The following is a 20238-nucleotide window of genomic DNA, read 5'->3' as shown; positions in this document are numbered from 1 at the left end:
CGCTCGCGGGCACCGCACCCGCCGGCCTCATCGACCCCCTGCCGATCGAGCAGCCCCTTCTTGCCGATCGAGCAGCCCGCGCAGCGGGCGTATCGAGATCCACCGTCCCCAGCACGCCGGGTCTCGATACGCCGCCTGCGGCGTCTACTCGACCAGCATGAGGCGGGCGCGCGAGTGGACCCGGACCGGGCTCCGGCCTGGGCGCAGCGCCCGACGCGCGTCCACTCGCGCGAGCCGGCCCCGCCGAGTGGACGCGTACAGGGGCCTGCTCGGGACTCGAGGCCCGTCGCGGGTCCACTCGAGGATTCGTGCTGATCGAGGAGGCCGCAGACCGGGCGCATCGGGTTCAGGAGGGTGGGTCTCGATACGCCGCCTGCGGCGGCTACTCGACCAGCATGAAAGACACGCCGTCTGCGGGGGCTACTCGACCAGCAGGGAAAGGCTCGTCGCCGGGGGCGGCTACTCGACCACCATGATCACTCGAAGAGCGAGAGGGTGAGGGTGGAGCTGTAGGCGCCCGCGTCGACGGTGGTCGGGGTCTTGAGGGTCAGGGCCGCGTTGGCGGTCCAAGAGCCCTCCTCGGCGACGCCGGCGGAGTCGTTGGTGATGGCGAGCAGTTCCTGGTCGACGAGGCCGACGCCGTCGGGGCCGCCGTCGAGGGCGGTGTCGACGACGTCGCCCTCGGCGACGAGGCCGGAGTCGCCGCCGTCGATCAGGTTCGGGGCCCAGCCGAGGTTCTCCGCGCCGATGGTGTCGCCGGTCGACGAGGTGAAGTCGCTCGCGGTTCCGAGGACGTACCAGCCGGCCCCGGCCGGGATGTCCGCGGCGTCGCGGGTGTCCGTCACCGTCACGGTCGGCAGGGTGCCGGTGAACTGGCGGACGACGCCCGTCGAGCCGTTCTCGGTCAGCGCGGTGGAGTCGCTCGCGACCGTCATCGAGAGCGAGCCGGGCGTGGTCAGCGGTGCGATCTGCACGTTGACGTCGACGTCGTCGGCGCCCTGCTGCTCGTCGGCGAACGCGGTGCCGGCGACGCCGAGCAGGAGCAGGCCCCCGGCGAGACCGGCGGCGCCGCGGGTGAGAAGGGGACGGATCCGGGTGGGGCGGGTGGTCATGGCAGGGGTTCTCCGTTCTCCGGCCGGCCTCGTCGCCGACTCGTCGTCGCGCGTCCCGCCCCTCCCGTTCGATCATTATCGATCATCAGAGAAAGGTGATCCGCGCTGCCGAGCAGACTATCCCGTGGTCGCGCCGAGAGGAAAGACCCTGCTAGGGCGCCGCTTCGAGCCGTTGCGCCCGCGAAACCGCTCGGATACGGTGACCACAGCGAGCGCTCTCCTCATGTTCTGAAATGATCGGAGTTGGCGGATCGCTCATCTCATTCGACTCGACGACGAGGCGCACTCATGCTCAACCGCTCTCCCCGGCACGCTCGAGGCTCGCAGCCCGAGCCCCCCTCGCTCAGCAGGCCGCACCGCAGGAAGGAGGGGAGGGGACGGACCCTCGTCGTGGCGACCGCGCTCGGAGCCCTGCTCGCCGCGGGGCTCGCCCAGGTGCCGGCCGCGCAGGCCGCGCCGTCGGACGTGCAGGCCGTCACCGTCACCGCGGCCGACGTCGCCGCCGCGGCGGAGAGCGTCAACGCGCTGACCTTCAAGGGCTTCGGCATCCTCTCCGCGAACTCGACCAGCGCGCTGCTGCTCGACTACAAGTCGCAGCACCCCGAGAAGTACTGGGAGCTGATCGAGACGCTCTTCGGCGGCGAGCACCCGATCATGACCACCATCAAGATCGAGATGGGCAACGACCGCAACACCTCGACCGGGCCGAACGTCGCGACGATGCGCTCGCGCGACGAGTACCCGAACGTGCAGCGCGAGCCCGGCTTCCAGCTGGCGGCGGACGCCCAGAAGGTCGCCGAGGGCGACGTGCACGTCAGCATCCTGCGCTGGAGCCGCCCCACCTGGGTGACCAGCGACGAGGACCAGTACATCTGGTTCAAGAACACCGTCCTGGCCGCGGAGCGCGAGTACGGGATCATGGTCGACTCGATCAACCCGGACACCAACGAGACCACGAGCCCGAACGCCGCGCTCTACAAGAAGTTCTCCACCTGGCTCCGCACCGACACCAAGGGCTACGAGGGCGCGAGCGCGCAGGACCCGAACAACGGCTTCGCCTCGGCGGACGAGGGCGAGCGCTACCGCGCGATCCGCACGGTCGCGGCGGACACGGTCGGCACTCCCCCGACCTCCTTCGGCGACCAGCTGAACTCGACCACCGACCCGTCGCTCCGCGACGCCGTCGACGTCGTCGGCTTCCACTACGCCACCTCGGACGACGCGAACGGGAACCTGAAGAGGTTCGCGCAGACCTACGACAAGGAGATCTGGAACTCCGAGGGCCAGGCGACCTTCTCCAACTCCGCCGACCGCCCGAACAACACGAACCCCGACGGCCAGGGCGGCACCGGGACCGAGTTCGGCGGCACCAACAGCGCGCTCGAGATGAGCAACTGGGTCACCTCCGGCTTCGCGAAGTCGCTGCGGACCCTGAACATCTTCCAGCCGGCTATCGGCTCCTTCTACGACGGCTTCCAGTACTCCTCGAAGGAGCTGGTCAGCGCCCGGGACCCGTGGTCGGGCTGGCTGTACTACGACGGCGGCCTGGCCGCGGTCGAGCAGTACACGCAGTTCGCGCAGCTCGGCTGGGAGAACGAGGACAACACCGCGGGCGTCTGGCGCGGCATCCCGCAGGCCTCCGGCAGCGCGCTCGGCGGCGGCAACCCGCCCAGCGGCGCCTCGACCGGGGCGGTGTCGTACACGACGCTCGCCGCACCGGACGGCTCGGACTTCTCGACCGTGATCGTCAACGACAGTCCGTTCGAGAAGACCTACGCGCTCTCGACGGAGGACCTCGACCTGGGCGACGACCGCACGATGGAGGTCTGGGAGACCCGCGCGGCCGACGCCGGCGAGGCCTACGACGCGAACTACGTCGTGCCCGTGTCGGAGCTGTCCGACGTGGACGGCGTGTACACGGTGACCGTGAAGCCCTGGTCGACGGCGACCGCCACCACGCTCGACCACGCGGCGAGCGCCGGCGGTGTCCTCACTCCGCGTGAGGGCTACGGCTCGACCCTGCCGACCTCGCCCGAGTACACCGACGCCGACGGCGGCCGCGACGTGCTCGACACCGACGCGAGCGGCGACGTCAACGGCGTCACGACCGACTCCGTCCTCTACGCGGACGACTTCGACTACGCCGAGGCGGCGGACATCCGCTCCTACGACCCGGCGACCGGGGCGCTGAGCGACTCCGGCGAGTCGTTCCTCGACAGCCGCGGTGCGAAGGCGAAGCCCGCCGGCACCCCCGCGGTGCAGCCGGAGGACGACGGCGCGATCCCGCGCTACACGAACGACACCAACGGCGCCTTCGAGTCCGTGGCCACCGGCGACGCCGCGCGCGACCGCGTGCTGCGCCAGCAGGTCGGCCCGGGCATGAACGGCTCCGCCTGGAACGGCGGCGATCCGAAGACGACGATCGGCGACTACCGCTGGGCGAACTACCGCGCCTCGGTCGACGTGCTCTTCGAGAACGGCGGCACCCCGTACGCGACCCTCGGCGCCCGCGAGCAGGGCGGGACGCCCAACGGGCAGAACGTCTCCGCGGCCGAGCTGCGGGTCGACGCGACGGGCGCCTGGAGCCTGCTGCGCTACGGCACCTCCGTCGCGTCCGGCACCGCCTCCGCCACCCCCGGCACGGCGTTCCGCACCGGCACCGGAGTGTGGAACCGGATCGCCGTGCAGGTGGCGGGCGACAAGTACACCGCCTACCTCAACGGAGTGCAGGTCGCCGCGTACGCCGACCCGTCGCCGCAGGCCGCGGGACGCGTGCAGCTCGGCTCGGCCTTCACCTTCACGCAGTTCGACGACCTCGTCGTCGAGCAGGTGCCCGGCTTCACTCCCTACTACTCCACCGTCGTCGACGGCATGCACCAGACCAGCTGGAGCGACGGCTCGACGCCGATCCTCGAGTTCGACGAGCAGTGGACGCACATCAACGGCCAGGGCATGTTCGAGTGGCAGCGCACGGCGTCGAAGAGCACCGGCAAGGGCGCGGCGCTGAGCTACTCCTTCACCGGGACCGGACTCGACGTCCTCGGCAGCAACACCGGGGCCGCGACGCTGAACGTCACGGTGGACGGCGTCCGGGTGGCGACGAACGCGCCGACCTGGGCGGCGGGCAGCGAGCGCACGGCGTTCCAGCTCCGCGGTCTCGCGGACGGCGCGCACACGGTGGTGCTGGAGACGGCGAACGACGGCGTCCTGAACGTGGATGCGGTCGGCGTGGTCGTCGCGAACGCGGACTCGTCCGCGGTCGACACCACCGCCCTCGCGGCGGCGCTGGCGACGGCCGAGCGCTTCGTCGAGGCGGAGTGGAGCGCCTCCTCCTGGGCTCCGTTCGCGAGCGTCGTGGGTTCCGCCCGATCGGCGCTGGCCGACCCGGCCGGCTACGGCCTCGACGCGGAGGGGGCCGCCGCTCTGGTGGCGCGCCTCAGCCGGACCGCCGCGGAGCTCGTGCCCGAGGGCGTGAGCACCGACGTCCGCGACCTCGGCCTGATCGCCGGGACCACCTCCGCCGGACTGCCGAAGACCCTGACCCTCGAGGGCACCGACCGCGCCGTGACCTGGGACGCGGGCGCCGCGCAGGCCCTCGCGGGGACGGCCGAGCTCGGCACGGTGCGGCTGACCGGCCGGACCACTGAGAAGGTCGCCTCGACCGGGGTGTTCCAGCGCTTCTCGGTGCCGCTGCTCGTCACTCCGGCCGACCTGCGCTACTTCGTCGACTCGGGTTCGAGCGGAGCCGCCGCCGGATCCGCCTACGCGGCCGTGAAGGCGAGCCAGCCGGGCGTCCTCAACGACGCCGCCGACCGCAAGTGGGACGGCGTCTCCGCGGGCAGCACCTGGGGGTACTCGACCACGTCGACCGGCGCCGTCGTGCCCGGCAACCCCGCGGACTGGAGCTCCTCGTACGTGCCGGCCGACTTCGGCAAGCCCGTCGTGACGCACCTGACGCTGCCCGCCGGGACCTACGACGTCGTCGCCGTGCAGGCGCCGCGGGCCGGATTGACCACCAACGTCGTCTCGACCGTCACCGCGGCCGGCACGACCAAGCGCGCCACCGCGGTCTCGACCGGGGCGGCCACGCCGGTGCGCCAGCAGGTGACCCTCGCGGCGCCGGGCGTCGTGGACGTGTCCTTCGGGACCGACGGGACGAGCGGCTACAACGCGCGGCTCGCGCTGGTCTACGTCCAGCGCGTGACCCGCGACCTCGGCTACCAGGGCGCGCTCACCGCGAGCGCCGCGCTGCCGACCACTGTGACGGTCGACGGCGCCTCCGTCGGCATCACCTGGGACGCGGACTCCGCGGCCCAGACCCGCACCGACTACGCGCCGGTGACCCTGCGCGGGATGCTCGCGAACGGCGCGAAGGTGACCGCGCGCTACGAGATCGTTCCCGAGGGGCTCGTCTACTACATCGACTCCGGCACCGCGGCGACCTCCTCGCCGCAGTACGGCGCGGTGCAGGCGGCCGTCCCGTCGCTGCTCAACGCCGTGTCGGACCGGGCCTCGACCGCCGCCGACCAGTGGGGCTTCGCGCCCGAGGGCATGAAGGTGAAGACCGGGACGGACGTCAACGACAAGTTCTCGACCGGTCTCTACCAGGACACGACGCAGCTGATCTACCGGCTGCCGCTGGCCGCCGGGACGTACACGCTGACGGGCGGGTTCACCGAGTGGTGGAACCTCAGCCGGACGATGAACCACACGGTCTCGGCCGGGGGCGTGGAGCTGGCCAAGGGCAACATCCCGCTGTCGGGCACGAGCACGCCGCTGACCGGGGCGCTGACCTTCACCCTCGCTGCGCCGACCACGGTGGAGTACCGGGTGACGAACGAGGGCGCGGGCGGCGAGAAGCCGGTGATCTCGTGGCTCGGAGTCGCGGCGGTCGCCCCCGCCGCCCCGGCGCTGCCGGACCTGGACGTGACGGTGCAGAGCCGGTGCGTCGCGGGCAAGGTGCAGCTGGGCGTCACCGCGGTCAACACGGCCGACGTGCCGGTGGGGATCACGATGACGACGGCCTACGGCGAGAAGGCGTTCACCGCCGTCGCGCCCGGGAAGAGCGCGTTCCACTCCTTCACCACCCGGGCCAAGACGGTGCCGGCCGACGCGGTCGACCTGACCGTGACGGGCACCGTCGACGGGGAGGACGTGACGCGGGAGCAGAGCGAGGAGTACCCGGCCGCGAGCTGCTGAGGAGCGGTGCGGGAGCCGGCGCCGCCTTCGTGAGGAGGGCGGCGCCGGCTCCAGCGTGTGCGGGGGCTGGAGCCTGGGGTGAGCCTGTGCGAGTTCTCAGTGTCCACTCCACGGAGCGCGTGCTGGCGGCGGTCCCGCCTACGGTCGAGCACGAGCACGACGGCGTGCGGCACTCCCCCTCGAGATCCGCTCCGACCGGAAGGCACGCCATGACCACCACGCTGGACCGCCCGACCACCTCCTCCACGGCCCGCCGCGGCGCACTGCCGGGGGTCTCCGCCGGACTGCTCGTCCTCCGCCTCGCGCTGGGCGCCGTCTTCCTCGCGCACGGCTGGCAGAAGATCGCCGTCGACGGCCTCGCGGCGACGACCGAGGGCTTCGGAGCGATGGGGATCCCGTTCGCCGCCGTCCTCGCCCCGGTCGCCGCCTTCACCGAGCTGCTCGGCGGCGCCGCGATCATCGTCGGCCTGCTGACCCGGATCGCCGCCGCCGGCCTCGCGATCACGGCGGTCGTCGCGCTCGTCGTCGTCCACCTGCCGAGCGGCTTCTTCGCCGCTACCGGCGGCATCGAGTTCGTCCTGGTGCTGGCCGCCGGAGCGGTGGCGCTCGTGCTGACCGGCCCCGGCCGCCTCTCGGTCGACGCCCTGCTGCGCCGCCGCCGCTGACCCCGGATCTGCTCGGGAGAGATGCCCGCAGAATGCTGGTCGAGTAGCCCCGCAGGGGCGTATCGAGACCCACCACCGCTGGCACGGTGGTCTGCAGGCTCTCGTCTCGGCCCGGGTGGATCTCGATACGCCCGCTGCGCGGGCTACTCGATCAGCATGGGGGGCGCAGTCCGCGGCCAGGGTGCCTGGCCCGACCGCCTCATGCCGGTCGCGCAGCCCGCAGGGCACTCCCTGCTGGTCGCGCAAGCCGCAGGTCGATTCATGCTGGTCGAGTAGCCGCCTCCGGCGGCGTATCGAGACCCACCATCACCGAGACATCCGGGAACGAGCCTCCTCCCCAACCCCCGATCCGCCTGCCCTCTCCCCCGATCGGCCCTTGCCCCCGCTTCGATGTCGGTGGCCACTGGTTCAATATAGGTATGGCAGAAGATGAGAATGCAGCAGCACTCGCGGAGGTGCGCAACTGCTTCGACGACTCCGCGGCCGCCGAGCGCGCCGCCTCTCCGACGCGCCTGAGGGCGGTCGAGCGGATGCACCGCGGGTACCGCGTCGCGCTCACCGTCCCGGAATCGTTCGCCCGCGGCGCGTCCCGGAGCGAGACCCGCGATCTCGTCGAGCGCTCGATCCGAGCCGAGCTCGCGGTAACGCTCGGCGTGTCCGAGCGGGAGGTCTGCCGGCGGCTCGAGACCGCGGAGATGCTGATGGAGCACCTTCCCCTCACCCGCGCCCTGCTCCGCGACGCGCGGATCCTCTGGGAGGCCGGCGAGGCCGTCTGCAGAGCGGCGAGCAGCCTCCCCGAGGCCTCTCGCGCGGCACTCGACGAGCGCGCCGCCGACGCCGCCCTCACGATGACGACGACCCAGCTGCGCCGAGCTCTCAGTCGCTGGCGCGAGGAGCTGCACGAGCAGCCCCTCGCCGAGCGCCACGCCCGCGCCTGCCAGGACCGCGCGGTCTGGGTCACCCCGGACGTCGACGGAATGGCGACCCTCTGCGTCCACGCTCCCGCACCGGCGGTGACGGGCGCCTACGACCGGCTGCGCCGCATCGCCCGCACCCTCCGCGACGAGGGCGACCCCCGCACACTCCAGCAGCTCAGCGCGGACGCGGCGGTCGATCTGCTCTGCGACGGCGACATCGCCGGCACCAAGCCGAACGCCGAGCACCGGCCGGACCCGACCTTCGTCCCCGGTGTCCGCGCGGAGGTACGACTGACGCTCGCGGCGTCGACCGCCGTGGGTCTCGACGACGCGCCCGCGGACCTCGACGGCTACGGACCCGTGCCCGCCGACGTCGCCCGCGAGCTGATCCGCACGGCGGCGTCTTTCACCCGGGTCCTGACCGATCCGGACACCGGCGCCGTCACCTCCGTCGGCCGAACCTGGCGCGTCCCACCCGCGCAGATGCGCCTGCACCTCCAGCTCCGCGATCAGACCTGCCGCTTCCCCGGCTGCACCCGGACTGCCGCGACGGCCGAGGCCGACCACACCCTCGAGTGGCGCAACGGCGGCGAGACGTCCCTCGAGAACCTCGTCATGCTCTGCACGTCCCACCACCACATCCGGCACGGAGAGCAGTGGAGCTACGACCGGATCGATGACGACGGGACGCTCGAGTGGACGAGCCCGACCGGGCGGCGGATCAGCAACCGGCCACCACCTCTGCCCGGGCGGCCGCCGAATCCTCCGCCGGGGCCTCGCTTCGACACTGTTCCCGCACCGTTCTGACGGTGGTGGATCTCGATACGCCCGCGAAGCGGGCTACTCGATCAGCATGGAGTGGGTGCACAGCGCGTCGGCGTGCCCCGACCCATGCTGGTCGAGTAGCGCGCAGCGCGTATCGAGACGCGGCGGTCAGGGGCGGGCGGCGGCGAGGAGGGCGCCGAGGCGGGCGAGCTGGGCCGGGTCCTCGAGGGCGGAGCCGACGGCGGCGACGCGGACGCCGGCGTCGAGGAAGTCGGAGACGTTGGCGGCGTCGAGGCCGCCGGTCGCGACGAAGCGGATGCCGGGGAAGGGGCCGCGGATGTGCTTGAACCAGCCGGCGCCGAGCCAGGTGGCGGGGAAGGCCTTCAGCCAGGTGAGGCCGAGCGAGGCGGCGAGCTGCACCTCCGACGGCGTCGCGACTCCGGGCAGCAGCGGGAGATCGACGGCGCCGGCCGCGGCGAGGATGCGCTGGTCGAGGCCCGGCGAGACGAGGTAGCCGGCGCCGGCCTCGCGGGCGAGCGCGACCTGCTCGGGGCGGACGATCGTGCCCGCTCCGACGGTCTTGCCGCGCTCGGCGCCCAGGCGCGCGACCTCGCGGAGGGCGACCTCGTCCTCCGCGGTCTGCAGCGGCACCTCGACCGAGTCGATGCCGAGGTCCCAGGCGGTCGTCGCGAGGGCGATCGAGCGCTCCACGCCCATGCCGCGCAGGATCGCCATCAGCGGGGCGCCTGCGAAGACCTCGTCGAAGGGGCTCGCGGTCGGGCTTGCAGTCGGGGTGGTCGCGGGGGTGGTGGTGAACACAGTCATCGTCGTGCCGTTCTCTCGTCGAGGGAGTCGCCCGCCACGGCGAGGGTGAGGGCGGCGCGGTCGTGGCCGCGGCGCAGGCGTGCTCCGGGGTCGGCGCCCTGGAGCAGGGCGGCCAGGTAGCCGCCGGCGAAGGCGTCGCCCGCGCCGACCGCATCGAGCACCTCCACCTCGTGCGAGGGCTCGAAGACCCCGCCGGCAGCGTCGGCACCGGCGCAGAACACCGTCGCGCCGATGTGGCCGTCCTTGACGACCAGCTCGGCGACGTCCGGGAACTGCGCGCGGACGTCCTCGGCGGTGCGGGTGCCCCACAGCGTCTCCGCCTCGTCGCGGCCGACGAAGACCACGTCGGCCAGCCGGACCAGCTCGGCGAGCACCGGCGCGGCATCGGCGACGCTCCAGAGCGCGGCGCGGTAGTTGACGTCGAGGCTCACCGGGACGCCGAGCTCGCGGGCGCGCATGGCGGCGCGCCGGAGGAATCGGTCGGCCGGCTCGGAGAGCGCCGCGGTGATCCCGGACAGGTGCACCAGCGCCACGTCGTCGAACGGGGCGGCATCGGCGTCGGCGGTGTCGAGGTACGCGGCGGCCGATCCCGCTCGGTAGTAGGAGACTCCGCGGCCGGGGTCCTTCACGTAGACGCCGGTGGGATGACCGGGGTCGCGGACGACGCGCGAGACGTCGATCCGCCGCGCCGCGAGCTGCCGGAGCACCCGCTCGCCGAGCGCGTCGGCACCGAGCCGGCTGTGCCAGCGCACGGGGACGCCGAGCGCCGCCGCGTGCGCGAGCACGTTCGACTCCGCACCGCCCGCGTCCACCAGGAAGTCGTCCGCGTCGGCGACGGAGCCGCCGCAGGGCACCAGCACGGCCATGGTCTCCCCCATGGCCAGCAGCACGCCGCCGACAGCGGATCCGGACGTCACGCCAGGTCCTTCACCGGCGCCGCATCCATGTCGTCGAACGCCTGGTTCTCGCCCGCCATCGCCCAGACGAAGGAGTAGGCGGCCGTGCCGACGCCGGAGTGCAGCGACCAGCTCGGCGAGAGGATCGCCTGGCGGTCGGCCACGACGAGGTGCCGGGTCTCCTGGCGCTCCCCGAGCAGGTGGATGACGCGCGCGTCCTCGGGCAGGTCGAAGTAGAGGTAGCACTCGGTGCGGCGGTCGTGGGTGTGCGCGGGCATGGTGTTCCACATCGAGCCCTCGTGCAGGGTCGTCACGCCCATCACGATCTGGCAGCTGCGCACGCCGTTCTCGTGGATGTACTGGTTGAGCGTGCGGCGGTTGCTCGTCGCCTGCTCGCCGAGCTCGCGGACGGTGCCCTCGCCGGGCGCGACGAGCACCGAGGGGTACGTGGTGTGCGCGGGGGCCGAGAAGAGGTAGAACTGGGCGCCCGCGTCTCCCGAAACCACGGCACCCGAGCCGGCGTCCTCGAACGCCACCGCCTCGATCCCGCGCCCCAGGTACAGGCAGGCGCCCGACACCAGCGTGTACGTCTCGCCGTCCGCGGTCACCGTGCCGGTGCCGCCGACGTTGACGATCCCCAGCTCGCGGTGCTCGAGGAAGGTGTCGCTCCGGATCTCCTCGTAGCCGGTCAGCTCGAGCCGCTGCCCCGCGGGGACGGCGCCGCCGAGCACGATGCGATCGTGGTGCGTGTAGACCAGCCGGATCTCGCCGGCGACGAACACCTCCGGGACGAGGTACTCCCGGCGCAGGTCCTCGGTGGTCATGCCGGGGATCTGCGAGGGGTTGGTGGCGTAGCGCTGCTCCATGGGGAGACTCCTGTCGGGTCGGTTCTGGTCGGGTGGGTTCGGGGAGCCGGTCGGCGTCAGCGCACGAGCCAGCCGCCGTCGACGGGGAGGATCGTCCCCGTGACGTAGGCGGCGGCGTCCGACGCGAGGAACACGAAGGCGCCCTGCAGGTCCGCGGGGGTGCCCCAGCGGCCGGCGGGAATGCGCGCGACGATCGACGCCTCGCGGGCCTCATCGGCGCGGATCGCCGCGGTGTTGTCGGTGGCGAGGTAGCCGGGGGCGATCGCGTTGACGGTCACTCCGGAGGCGGCCCACTCGTTGGCGAACGCCTTGGTCAGGCCCGCGACCGCGTGCTTGGAGGCGGTGTAGCCGGGGACGGTGATCCCGCCCTGGAAGGACAGCATCGACGCGACAGTGATGATCCGGCCCGAGCCCTGCGCGAGCATCCGCCGGCCGGCCGCCTGGGTGAGGTGGAAGACCGAGTCGAGGTTCACCTTCAGCACCTCGTCCCAGTCCGCGGCGCTGTGCTCGGCCGCGGGGGTGCGCTTGATCGTGCCGGCGTTGTTGACCAGCACGTCGATCCGGCCGAGCTCGCCGACGACCTCGTCGATCGCGGAGTGCAGCTCGGCGGCGGTCGCGGTGGCGAAGTCGCGGCGGATCAGGTGCGCCCGTCGGCCCAGCCCGCGGATCAGCTCGGCCGTCTCGCTCGCGTCGCCCCGGTCGATCAGCGCGATGTCGGCGCCGACCTCGGCGAGCGCCAGCGCGGCGCCGCGGCCGATGCCCCGGCTGGTCCCGGTGACGGCGGCGACCCGGCCGTCGAGCCGGAAGGCGTCGAGGGTGAAGGCGTCCAGGGTCATGGTCGTCCCTTTCGGAAGGTCGTGGTGAGGGAGCCGATCCCGTCGACGCGGATCGTCACCGCGTCGCCGTCGGCCAGCGGGCGGTGCGCCGCGAGCGCCTCCGGCAGCTTCTGCGGGCTGCCCGTGGCGATCACGTCGCCCGGCTCGAGGGTCATCCCCTCGCTGAGGTGGTGGACGAGCGCCGCCATGCTGAAGACCAGGTCGGCGGTGCTCTGCGAGACGGTGACGACGCCGTCGCGGACCACCTCGACGCGGAGGTCGCCGGTGTCCGCGATCTCGTCCGGCGTCACGAGCCACGGGCCCAGCGGGGCGAAGCCGTCGGAGCACTTGCCGAGCGTCCACTGGCTGGAGCGGCCCTGCCACGTGCGCTCGGAGACGTCGTTGATCACGGTGTACCCGGCGATGTGGCCGGCCGCCTCGTCGAGCGGGATGTCCCGCCCGCCGCGGCCGATCACGAGCGCGATCTCGCCCTCGTAGTCGACGTCGGTCGCCGTCAGCGGCAGGGTCACCGGGTCGCCGGGGGCGCCGAGGGTGTTCGGCGTCTTGACGAACACGTCGGGGGTCGTCGGCACCGGCCGGTCCTCGCCGCCGGCGGGCACGTGCCCGCGGTAGTTGTAGCCGATGCAGAGGATCTTCCCCGGCACGACCGGCGGCAGGAGGCGGAGCGAGTCCAGCGGCACGGTCGCAGTGCCGACCGCCCGGGCCGCGGTCAGCAGCGCGCGGTCGGCGAGCAGCTCCGTGACGGTCGCGGCACCCAGGTCGAGGACCCGGTCGCCGTCGCCGTCGCCGTCCAGCACGACCCCGGTCCGAGCGCCCTCGGCGCTCTCGAATCTGACGAGTCTCACCAGTAGGGCCGCCATTCCGGTCGCGAGACGCGCATCAGCGCCTCCAGGTAGAAGTAGTCGCCCCAGAGCGTGCCCTCGTCGACGCCCACGTTCTTCGGCAGGTCGTAGACGCTGTGCAGCAGGACGGTGTCCGCGGCCTCGGGGCTCTCGGGAGCGCAGTCCCGGATCAGCGCCGCGAGGATCCGGTGCGCGGCGTCGCGCCAGCGCTCGGCGCACTCGGCGTCGGTCTCGACCAGCGCCAGCTCGAGCAGTCCGCAGACCGCGATCGCCGCCGCCGAGCTGTCCCGGGGCGCGTCGCTGCCCTCCGCGTAGACGAGGTCCCAGTAGGGCACGAGGTCGCCCGGCAGGTGCGCGAGGAAGTACTCGGCGCAGGCCCGCGACGCCTCGAGCAGCGCGTCGTCGCCGAGCACGCGGAAGCCCATCGCGAAGCCGTAGACGCCCCAGGCCTGCCCGCGTGCCCAGCAGGAGTCGTCGAACGCGCCCTGCTCGGTGCCGCCGCGCAGCGGCTCGCCGGTCTCGGCGTCCCAGTAGAAGGTGTGGAAGGTGGACGAGTCGGGGCGGAGGATGTTGACCCGCAGCGCCTCGATGTGGCGCGCGACGGCCTCGGCGTAGCGCGGGTCGCCGGTCTGCTCGCCGGCCCAGGTCAGCAGCGGCATGTTCATCAGCGAGTCGATGATCGTGCGGCCGCGCTGCTTCGGGTCGCGGAGGTCGCCCCAGGCCTGGACGATGCCGGCCGTCGGCAGGAACCGCGTCATCAAGTGCTCGGCGGCCTCGAGCGCCGCGGTGCGGCCGAGCTCGTCGCCGAGGAGCCGGAAGGGCGCGACGCAGGAGAGCGTGTAGAGGAAGCCGAGGTCGTGGGTCTCCAGGTCCTCGCCCTCCCGCACGCGGCGGGCGAAGTCCTGCAGGTGGCCGCGGGCGGCGTCGAGGAAGACGTCCTCGCCGGTCGCCTCCCAGGCGATCCACTGCATGCCCGGCCAGAAGCTGGTCGTCCAGCCGCGGTTGGCGCCGGCCGCGAAGCCCTGTGCCGCGGGGCGGATCGGGTAGCGGCCGTCCGTGGTGGTGTCGTCGGGGTACGCGGAGCCGAAGGCCCCGATCATCCGGCGGACGACCTCGAGGGCGTCCGCCACGGCCTGCTCGGTGGTCGTCCTCCCCGTGGTGGGTGGAGTGGTCGTCATGGGGAGAGTCCTTCGTGGGAGGTCAGGCCGCGACCGGCTGGTCGGCGGCGAGCGCGGGGCGGAGGGTGAACCGGGCGTTCGCCCAGACCAGGTAGAGGGCGGGAGCGGCCGAGACGCCGAGGGCGAGCGCGGGCGAGGCGGTGAAGAGGTACGCCTGGAACGCGAGGACCAGCAGCGAGACCACCGACAGGTGCCAGCGGCGGGCGGCGAGGAACACCGCCGCCTTCACGGCCTGCCGGAGCGTCGATCCACTCGCCTCCGCGAGGGCGACGAGCGCCACCGGCACGCAGCCGACCACGAGCAGGGCGATGACCGCGAGGAACGGGATGACGACCACGCCGATCTGCGTCGGCGCGAGGAACCGCACGTCGACGAGCACCAGCACGACGACCGCGGTGGCGGCGGCCAGCAGCCACACGGGGCGGCGCCAGCTCGCGCGCCACGCCCGCCAGAACGTCCGCACGACCGCGGTCTCGCCGCGCGAGTGCGCCGCGAAGACCGCGGCGGCGCCCATCAGGGCCGGCGCGCAGAGCGGCAGCGCCACCGCGAGGAGCGGCCAGGAGAGCACCGGATCCGTCGTCACCAGCAGCAGCACGAGCGGCAGGCAGGCGACCAGGAGCAGCACGTTCGTCACCAGGATCAGGTAGGCGACGCCGAAGAGCGAGGCGTAGAGGCCGTTCGGGATGCGGCGCACGATCAGCCCTTCAGTCCGCTGGTCGCGATGCCCTCGACGAAGTACTTCTGGCCGAGGAGGAAGATCACGGCGATCGGGACCACCGAGATGACCAGGCCCGCGAACAGCAGCGCGTAGTTGGCGTCGTAGAGGGTGCTGACGAAGCTCTGCAGTCCCAGCTGGATCGTCCACAGGTCCGGGTTCCGCAGGTAGATCAGCGGCCCGAGGTAGTCGTTCCAGGTGGCGACGAAGGTCAGCAGCGTGAGGCTCGCGATCGCGGGGATCGACAGCGGCACCATGATCCGCGCCCAAATGCCGTACTCGCTCAGGCCGTCGATCCGCGCGGCCTCGGAGAGCTCCTCCGGGATCGTCTCGTAGAACTGCTTCATCAGGAACACGCCGAAGGCGCCGAAGGCCTGGATCAGGATGATCGCCCAGAGGGTGTTCGAGACCTTGAGGTTCGACAGCAGGATGAACTGCGGGATCATGTACGACTGCCACGGCACCGCGATCGTGCCGATGTAGACCAGGAACAGCACGTCGCGGCCGGGGAAGCGCATCCGCGAGAAGCCGTAGGCCGCGAACGAGCCGGTGACCACCTGCAGGATCGTGACGACGACCGCGAGCAGCAGCGTGTTCCGGATCCAGGTGAGCATGCCCGACTGGGTCCAGATCTGGACGTAGTTGCTCCAGACCCAGGTCTCCGGGAACCACTTCACCGGCACCGAGAAGACCTCGTTCGGCGTCTTCACCGAGCTCGTGATCATCCAGAAGAACGGCAGCAGCAGCGCGGCCGCGGCGATGATCATCACCGCGTAGCCGAGGAGGCGGCCCGCCCTGCGCGCCGGGGAGCGGCCGGCCTCCTTGCGGCGCGGCGGCAGCGGCTCGTTCACGCAGACGACGGTGGGAGCGCCGTCGGGGATGAGAAGTCCGGTCATCGGGACTCGCTCCTTCGGTTGAGGAAGAACTGGGCCAGCGTCACGAGGATGCAGAGCAGGAAGAGCACGACCGAGACCGCCGACGCGTAGCCGAACTGGTTCTCCTGGAAGCCCTTCTGGTAGATGAACTGCGAGAGCACGAGGGTCGCCTGGCCCGGGCCGCCCTGCGTCATCACGAGGATCAGGTCGAAGATCTTGAACGAGTTGATGGTGAGCATCACCGTCACGAAGAAGGTGGTCGGCCGCAGGCACGGGATCGTCACGTTGACGAAGCGCTGCCAGACCGAGGCGCCGTCGACGCGGGCGGCCTCGTGCAGCTCGCGCGGCACGGTCTGCAGCCCGGCGAGGAACAGGATCATGTAGTAGCCCATGTCCCGCCAGGTGCTGATGATCACGACCGCGGGCATCGCCCACTCGGACGAGGTCAGCCAGCCGGGCGGGTCGGAGATGCCGATCAGGCCGAGCAGCTGGTTGATCGGGCCGTACTCCGGGCTGAAGAGCAGGTTCCAGACCACGGCGATCGCGACGATCGAGGTGATGTAGGGGAAGAACGCGGCGGTGCGGAAGAACGCGACGCCGCGGAGCTTGTTGTTGAGCAGCAGCGCGAGCCCGAGCGAGACGACCAGCGTCAGCGGGATGTGCAGCGCGGCGTAGTAGAGCGTGTTCAGCAGCGCGATACGGAAGCTCGCGTCGCCGATCAGGCGCTGGAAGTTCGCGATGCCGACCCAGTTCGCCTGGCCGAAGACGTTCCAGTCGGTCATCGACATGTAGAAGAGGGTGATCACCGGCACGAGCGTGAGCGCGGCGAAGCCCAGGAAGTTCGGGAGGATGAAGGTCCAGCCGATCAGCATGTTCCGGACGGCGTACGCAGAGCGTCGTCGTCGGGGCGGCAGGGGCGACGGCGTCGGCGGAGTCGACGGGCCGGCGTCCGCGGCGGCGAGGGTCGTCATGAGACCTCCAGGGTCCGAGGGGGGAAGAAGAGGGGGCGGTGGCCGGCCCGTGCGGGGCCGGCCACCGCGGGGAGTCAGTTCGTGCCGACTTCGTTCTTCACGCGGTCCTCGGCGGTCTTCACGGCGTCGTCGAGGCTCGTCGAGCCCGACATGACGGCGGTGTGCAGGTCGAGGAGCACGTTCTGGACGGCGGCCGTCTTGGCCGAGGTCGGGTTCTCCGGCTTGGTGTCGTGCGACGACCAGGCGAACTTCGAGACCTCGTCGGTCGGCGCGCTGTCGACCGCGAAGTAGGTCTCGGCGACCGCGTCGCTGGTCAGGGCCGGGGTGATGCCGAGGGAGGCGACGACCTCCGCGCCCTCCTCGCTCGACGCGAACTCGAGGAACTCCTTGGCCGCGGCCTGCTTGCCCGAGTCGATGCCGGCGTTGATGCCGAAGCCGGTCGGGTCGCCGAAGGTCACGGGGGTCTGGTCCATGCCGGTCGTCGACTCGTCGAACTGCGGGATCGGTGCGAAGCCCCAGTCGAAGGTGTCCGAGTCGCCGGACGCCTGCTGGGCGATCAGCGACGCGACGAACCACGTGCCCATCGGCATCATCGCGGCGTTCTGCTTGCCGAACTCGGCCTGGTAGGTGAGCTTGTTCGCGACGATCGTGTTGTACTCCGCCTGCGCACCCGCGTCCTGGAGCGCGAGGGCGCGCTCGTAGTAGGGCTCGAGGTAGCCGTAATCGGCGTCGAGGATGTCGATGTCCGGGGTCTGCGCGCTCGCGAAGCCCTGCACCGTCGACTGCCAGCTGTGCTCGTAGGTGCCGGCGGCGCTGCTGCCGGCCGCGGCGAGCGCGGTGGTCAGCTGCTCGGCGGTGGCCTCGTAGTCGTCCCAGGTCCAGGAGCCGTCGGGGTAGGCGACGCCGGCCTGGTCGAAGAGGGCCTTGTTGTAGAAGAGGACCCAGGAGTCCTGGCGGTAGGGCGCCGCCCACTGCTTGTCGTCGACCTGGTAGGCCTCCACGCCGCCGAGGTCGTCGGGCAGCTCGATGTCGGAGACGTCGAGGAGCTGGCCGCCGGCCTGGTAGGTGACGACGTTCTTGACGTTCTTCTGCGTGACGATGTCCGGACCGCTGCCGGCCGCGAGATCCGCGGTCATCAGGGTGTCGTAGTTGGTCGCGTCGTACTCCTTGACCTCGATCGTGACGTCGGGGTCCTTCTCGTGGAACGCGTCGGCGAGCGCCTGGAACTCCGGCGTCGTGCTCAGGCTCCAGCCGGAGAGGCTGAGCGTGATCGGGCCGTCGGCCGCGGGCGCGTCACCGCCGCCTCCCGCCGAGCAGGCGGTGAGGGACAGGGCGGCGACCAGGGCCACTCCGGCTGCGGCGAATCTTCTCTTCATGCGTGCTGCTCCTTTGCATCTGCGTCCGGGACTCCACCTCGGGTCCTCGGGTACCGGAGCTGCCGAGCGGCGCGTCCGGAATCTGGGAGTCGGTGCTCGGTGACGAGGCCGTCGGGCCAGGTCGCCGTCACGGACAGGGCGTCGCCGTCGGGGGCGACATCGACGGAGGCGACGTCGACGGCGGCGGGGCCCGCGACGGGGGCCTCCGAGCCGGCTGCTTCGTCACCGGTGAGGCCGACCAGCGCGACGACGAGGGCGTCGACCTCCGCCGGGAGGGTGAGCGTCGGCACGCCGACCGCGGGGCCGAGCGGGCTCGCGCCGTCGCGGGCGACGACCTCGGGGACGGCGCCGGGGGTGAGGGAGGTCAGCGTGCTGGTGAGGCGGCCGTTCGAGGCGGTGGCCGTCGCGGCGCTCGTGTCCGCGTTGATCTCCGCGCCCGCCAGCGGCCAGCCGCCGATGCGCAGGGCGATCTCCTCCGGCCGCACGCCCTCGGCGAGCTCGTCGATCCGGACGAGGCGCAGCTCCCACGGACCGCGGACCAGCGAGTGCACGCTGATCCGGCCGGCGACGCGGACGGCGCCGCGCAGTCCCTCGCCGTGGCGGTGGCTGCTGCGCTCCGGGGTGATCCAGTGCGCGTCCCAGCTCGAGCCTGCGACGCCGACCCGGCCGTCCGCGTCCAGGCGGACCTCGGTCAGCGTCATGCCGGTGCGGTGGGTCGCGTCGCCCGCAGCGTCGACCAGCGCGACGCTCTGCTCGAGCACCTCCGTCCAGCCGCGCTCGTCGAGCAGCGGCGCAGTGGCGGTCGAGTAGCCCAGGCGGGCGTAGAGCGGGGAGTCGCCGGTCGTCGCGCCGGGCAGCGCCTTGTCGGTGCCGTGGTTGACGACGCGGACGATGCCGTCGGCCTGCGTGCCCGAGACGATCCAGCCGGGCGAGACGATCGCGCGGAGGTCGTCGCCCTGCTCGATCGGGAGCAGGGCGGCCGGGAGCGGCTCGATGGCCGCGGACCAGACCGGGTGCTCGGCCGGGAGCAGGATGCCGAGCATGCCCTTGACCGCCCAGTACGGCGAGCCGGGGCCGGAGTAGGACTGCGCGAGCTCGCGCCACGGGCCGTGCCAGCCCATCGAGAGCAGGCCGTCCTCGCCGGGAGCGCCGTTCTCGGCGAAGTGCCCGACGATCGCGCTCGCGGCGCGGCGGAGCCGGCCCGGGGAGTGCGAGGGCACCTCGGCGATCACACCGGCCCAGAACGGCGCGGCGGCGGCGAAGCGGTAGATCAGGCTGCGGCCCTGCAGCAGCGGCGAGCCGTCGCCGCCGACCAGCGCGAGGGCGTCGTCGAGGTAGCGGTCGAGCCGGGCGACGTCGGCGGCGGCCCGCGGGGCGGCCAGCTCGGCCGCGCCGGACATCCGCGCCCAGAGCACCGGGTACACGTGCAGGGCCCAGCCGACGTAGTGGTCGTAGGCGCGCTCCGCGCCGTCGGCGAGCCATCCGTCCTCGCGGACGAAGGAGTCGTGCCGAGCGAGGTCCGCGGCGACGTCCTGCGCGGACCACGGGCCGCCGACCGAGCGGAGGAAGGTCTCGACGACCAGGCGGAACCAGACCCAGTTGGTCTGCGGGTAGCTGTCGTCGCCGACGACGGGGGCGAGGTAGTCGATGACGCGCTGCTGGGTCCGCGCGTCGAGGCGGTCCCAGATCCACGGCCGCGTGAGGTCGAGCACCAGCGCGATCGACGCCGCCTCGACCTTGGCCTGGGCGTGCTCGTCGATCCGGACCCAGCGGTCCTCCGCGTCGGGGTCGACGCCGGTCTCGACGCCGCGGCGGTAGAAGTCGATCAGGTCGTCGACGCCCTCGCCGCGCGCTCCGGCGATGCGGAAGCCGGCGAGCAGGAAGGTGCGGGCGAAGCCCTCGAGGCCGTCGACCGCGCGGCCGTAGCCGCCCTCGGCGCCGGGGAGGGTGATCCGCCCGTGACCGGCGCTGGCGTAGGGGACCACCGCGGCGAGGAGCGCGTCCGCGACGGCGAGCCAGTGCTCGCGCGTCCAGTCGGCGCGGAGGTTCCCCTCGTCCACGGCGGTTCTCCTTTGAATCGTGATGTCCACGCTCTCTCCCACGTGACGTGAGCGGCACTGAACAGAACAGGACTATACATACGGAAATCGATCACCTCAAGAATTTGGTTGAAGCAAAATGATTGATTATGATCAGTTGC

Annotated in this window: 15 protein-coding genes; 3 read left to right on the top strand and 12 right to left on the bottom strand. The window is 72.2% G+C overall.

Going from position 1 to position 20238, the window contains the following annotated elements:
* Window positions 1-476 precede the first annotated feature (476 nt).
* Window positions 477-1112 (bottom strand): hypothetical protein, encoded by a 636-nt coding sequence (locus MT355_RS10630; protein ID WP_243599488.1) that lies wholly within the window; start codon window positions 1110-1112, stop codon window positions 477-479.
* A 390-nt stretch (window positions 1113-1502) separates the two neighbouring features.
* Between MT355_RS10630 and MT355_RS10625 the strand changes: the two genes are divergently transcribed.
* From MT355_RS10625 to MT355_RS10615, 3 genes are all read left to right on the top strand, one after another.
* Window positions 1503-6311 (top strand): hypothetical protein, encoded by a 4809-nt coding sequence (locus tag MT355_RS10625; protein WP_243599487.1) that lies wholly within the window; start codon window positions 1503-1505, stop codon window positions 6309-6311.
* A 209-nt stretch (window positions 6312-6520) separates the two neighbouring features.
* The gene (locus MT355_RS10620) at window positions 6521-6976 is read left to right on the top strand and encodes a DoxX family protein (protein ID WP_243599486.1); all 456 of its coding nucleotides are present in this window, start codon (window positions 6521-6523) and stop codon (window positions 6974-6976) included.
* A 419-nt stretch (window positions 6977-7395) separates the two neighbouring features.
* The gene (locus MT355_RS10615; RefSeq protein ID WP_243599485.1) at window positions 7396-8700 is read left to right on the top strand and encodes an HNH endonuclease signature motif containing protein; all 1305 of its coding nucleotides are present in this window, start codon (window positions 7396-7398) and stop codon (window positions 8698-8700) included.
* A gap of 126 nt (window positions 8701-8826) precedes the next feature.
* On the opposite strand, the gene MT355_RS10610 is transcribed toward MT355_RS10615, so the two are convergent.
* The 11 genes from MT355_RS10610 to MT355_RS10560 all read right to left on the bottom strand — a co-directional run bounded on the left by MT355_RS10610 (window position 8827) and on the right by MT355_RS10560 (window position 20098).
* Window positions 8827-9483: a bifunctional 4-hydroxy-2-oxoglutarate aldolase/2-dehydro-3-deoxy-phosphogluconate aldolase gene (locus MT355_RS10610; protein ID WP_243599484.1), complete on the bottom strand. Its 657-nt coding sequence runs from the start codon at window positions 9481-9483 to the stop codon at window positions 8827-8829.
* Window positions 9480-10400, bottom strand: coding sequence for a sugar kinase (locus MT355_RS10605; protein WP_243599483.1), 921 nt, complete (start codon window positions 10398-10400; stop codon window positions 9480-9482). Before MT355_RS10605 ends, MT355_RS10610 begins: the two co-directional genes overlap by 4 nt.
* Window positions 10397-11245 carry a 5-dehydro-4-deoxy-D-glucuronate isomerase gene (gene kduI / locus MT355_RS10600; protein WP_243599482.1) on the bottom strand — a complete coding sequence of 283 codons (849 nt, stop codon included), beginning with the start codon at window positions 11243-11245 and terminating at the stop codon, window positions 10397-10399. The genes MT355_RS10605 and kduI overlap by 4 nt, the downstream gene beginning before the upstream one ends.
* 56 nt (window positions 11246-11301) lie before the next feature.
* Window positions 11302-12081: a 2-dehydro-3-deoxy-D-gluconate 5-dehydrogenase KduD gene (gene kduD, locus MT355_RS10595; protein WP_243599481.1), complete on the bottom strand. Its 780-nt coding sequence runs from the start codon at window positions 12079-12081 to the stop codon at window positions 11302-11304.
* Window positions 12078-12926: a fumarylacetoacetate hydrolase family protein gene (locus MT355_RS10590; RefSeq protein WP_243599480.1), complete on the bottom strand. Its 849-nt coding sequence runs from the start codon at window positions 12924-12926 to the stop codon at window positions 12078-12080. Before MT355_RS10590 ends, kduD begins: the two co-directional genes overlap by 4 nt.
* Entirely contained in the window at window positions 12923-14101 is a 1179-nt protein-coding gene (locus MT355_RS10585) for a glycoside hydrolase family 88 protein (RefSeq protein WP_243599479.1), read from the bottom strand. Before MT355_RS10585 ends, MT355_RS10590 begins: the two co-directional genes overlap by 4 nt.
* A gap of 22 nt (window positions 14102-14123) precedes the next feature.
* Window positions 14124-14795: a ferredoxin-NADPH reductase gene (locus MT355_RS10580; protein ID WP_243599478.1), complete on the bottom strand. Its 672-nt coding sequence runs from the start codon at window positions 14793-14795 to the stop codon at window positions 14124-14126.
* Window positions 14796-14797: 2 nt separating this feature from the next.
* On the bottom strand, window positions 14798-15712 hold the full coding sequence (locus tag MT355_RS10575) for a carbohydrate ABC transporter permease (RefSeq protein ID WP_243599477.1): 915 nt from the start codon (window positions 15710-15712) through the stop codon (window positions 14798-14800).
* Entirely contained in the window at window positions 15709-16662 is a 954-nt protein-coding gene (locus tag MT355_RS10570; protein WP_123447343.1) for a carbohydrate ABC transporter permease, read from the bottom strand. Before MT355_RS10570 ends, MT355_RS10575 begins: the two co-directional genes overlap by 4 nt.
* 74 nt (window positions 16663-16736) lie before the next feature.
* Window positions 16737-18038, bottom strand: a complete 1302-nt coding sequence (locus MT355_RS10565; protein ID WP_132435616.1) for an extracellular solute-binding protein — start codon at window positions 18036-18038, stop codon at window positions 16737-16739.
* On the bottom strand, window positions 18035-20098 hold the full coding sequence (locus tag MT355_RS10560) for a DUF2264 domain-containing protein (protein WP_243599476.1): 2064 nt from the start codon (window positions 20096-20098) through the stop codon (window positions 18035-18037). Before MT355_RS10560 ends, MT355_RS10565 begins: the two co-directional genes overlap by 4 nt.
* Window positions 20099-20238: the final 140 nt, after the last annotated feature.

The organism is Rathayibacter sp. VKM Ac-2929, from assembly GCF_022815495.1.
Taxonomy (GTDB): domain Bacteria; phylum Actinomycetota; class Actinomycetes; order Actinomycetales; family Microbacteriaceae; genus Rathayibacter; species Rathayibacter festucae.
Note: the sequence above shows the minus strand (reverse complement) of the source record. Positions and strands in the feature narration are given on the sequence as shown.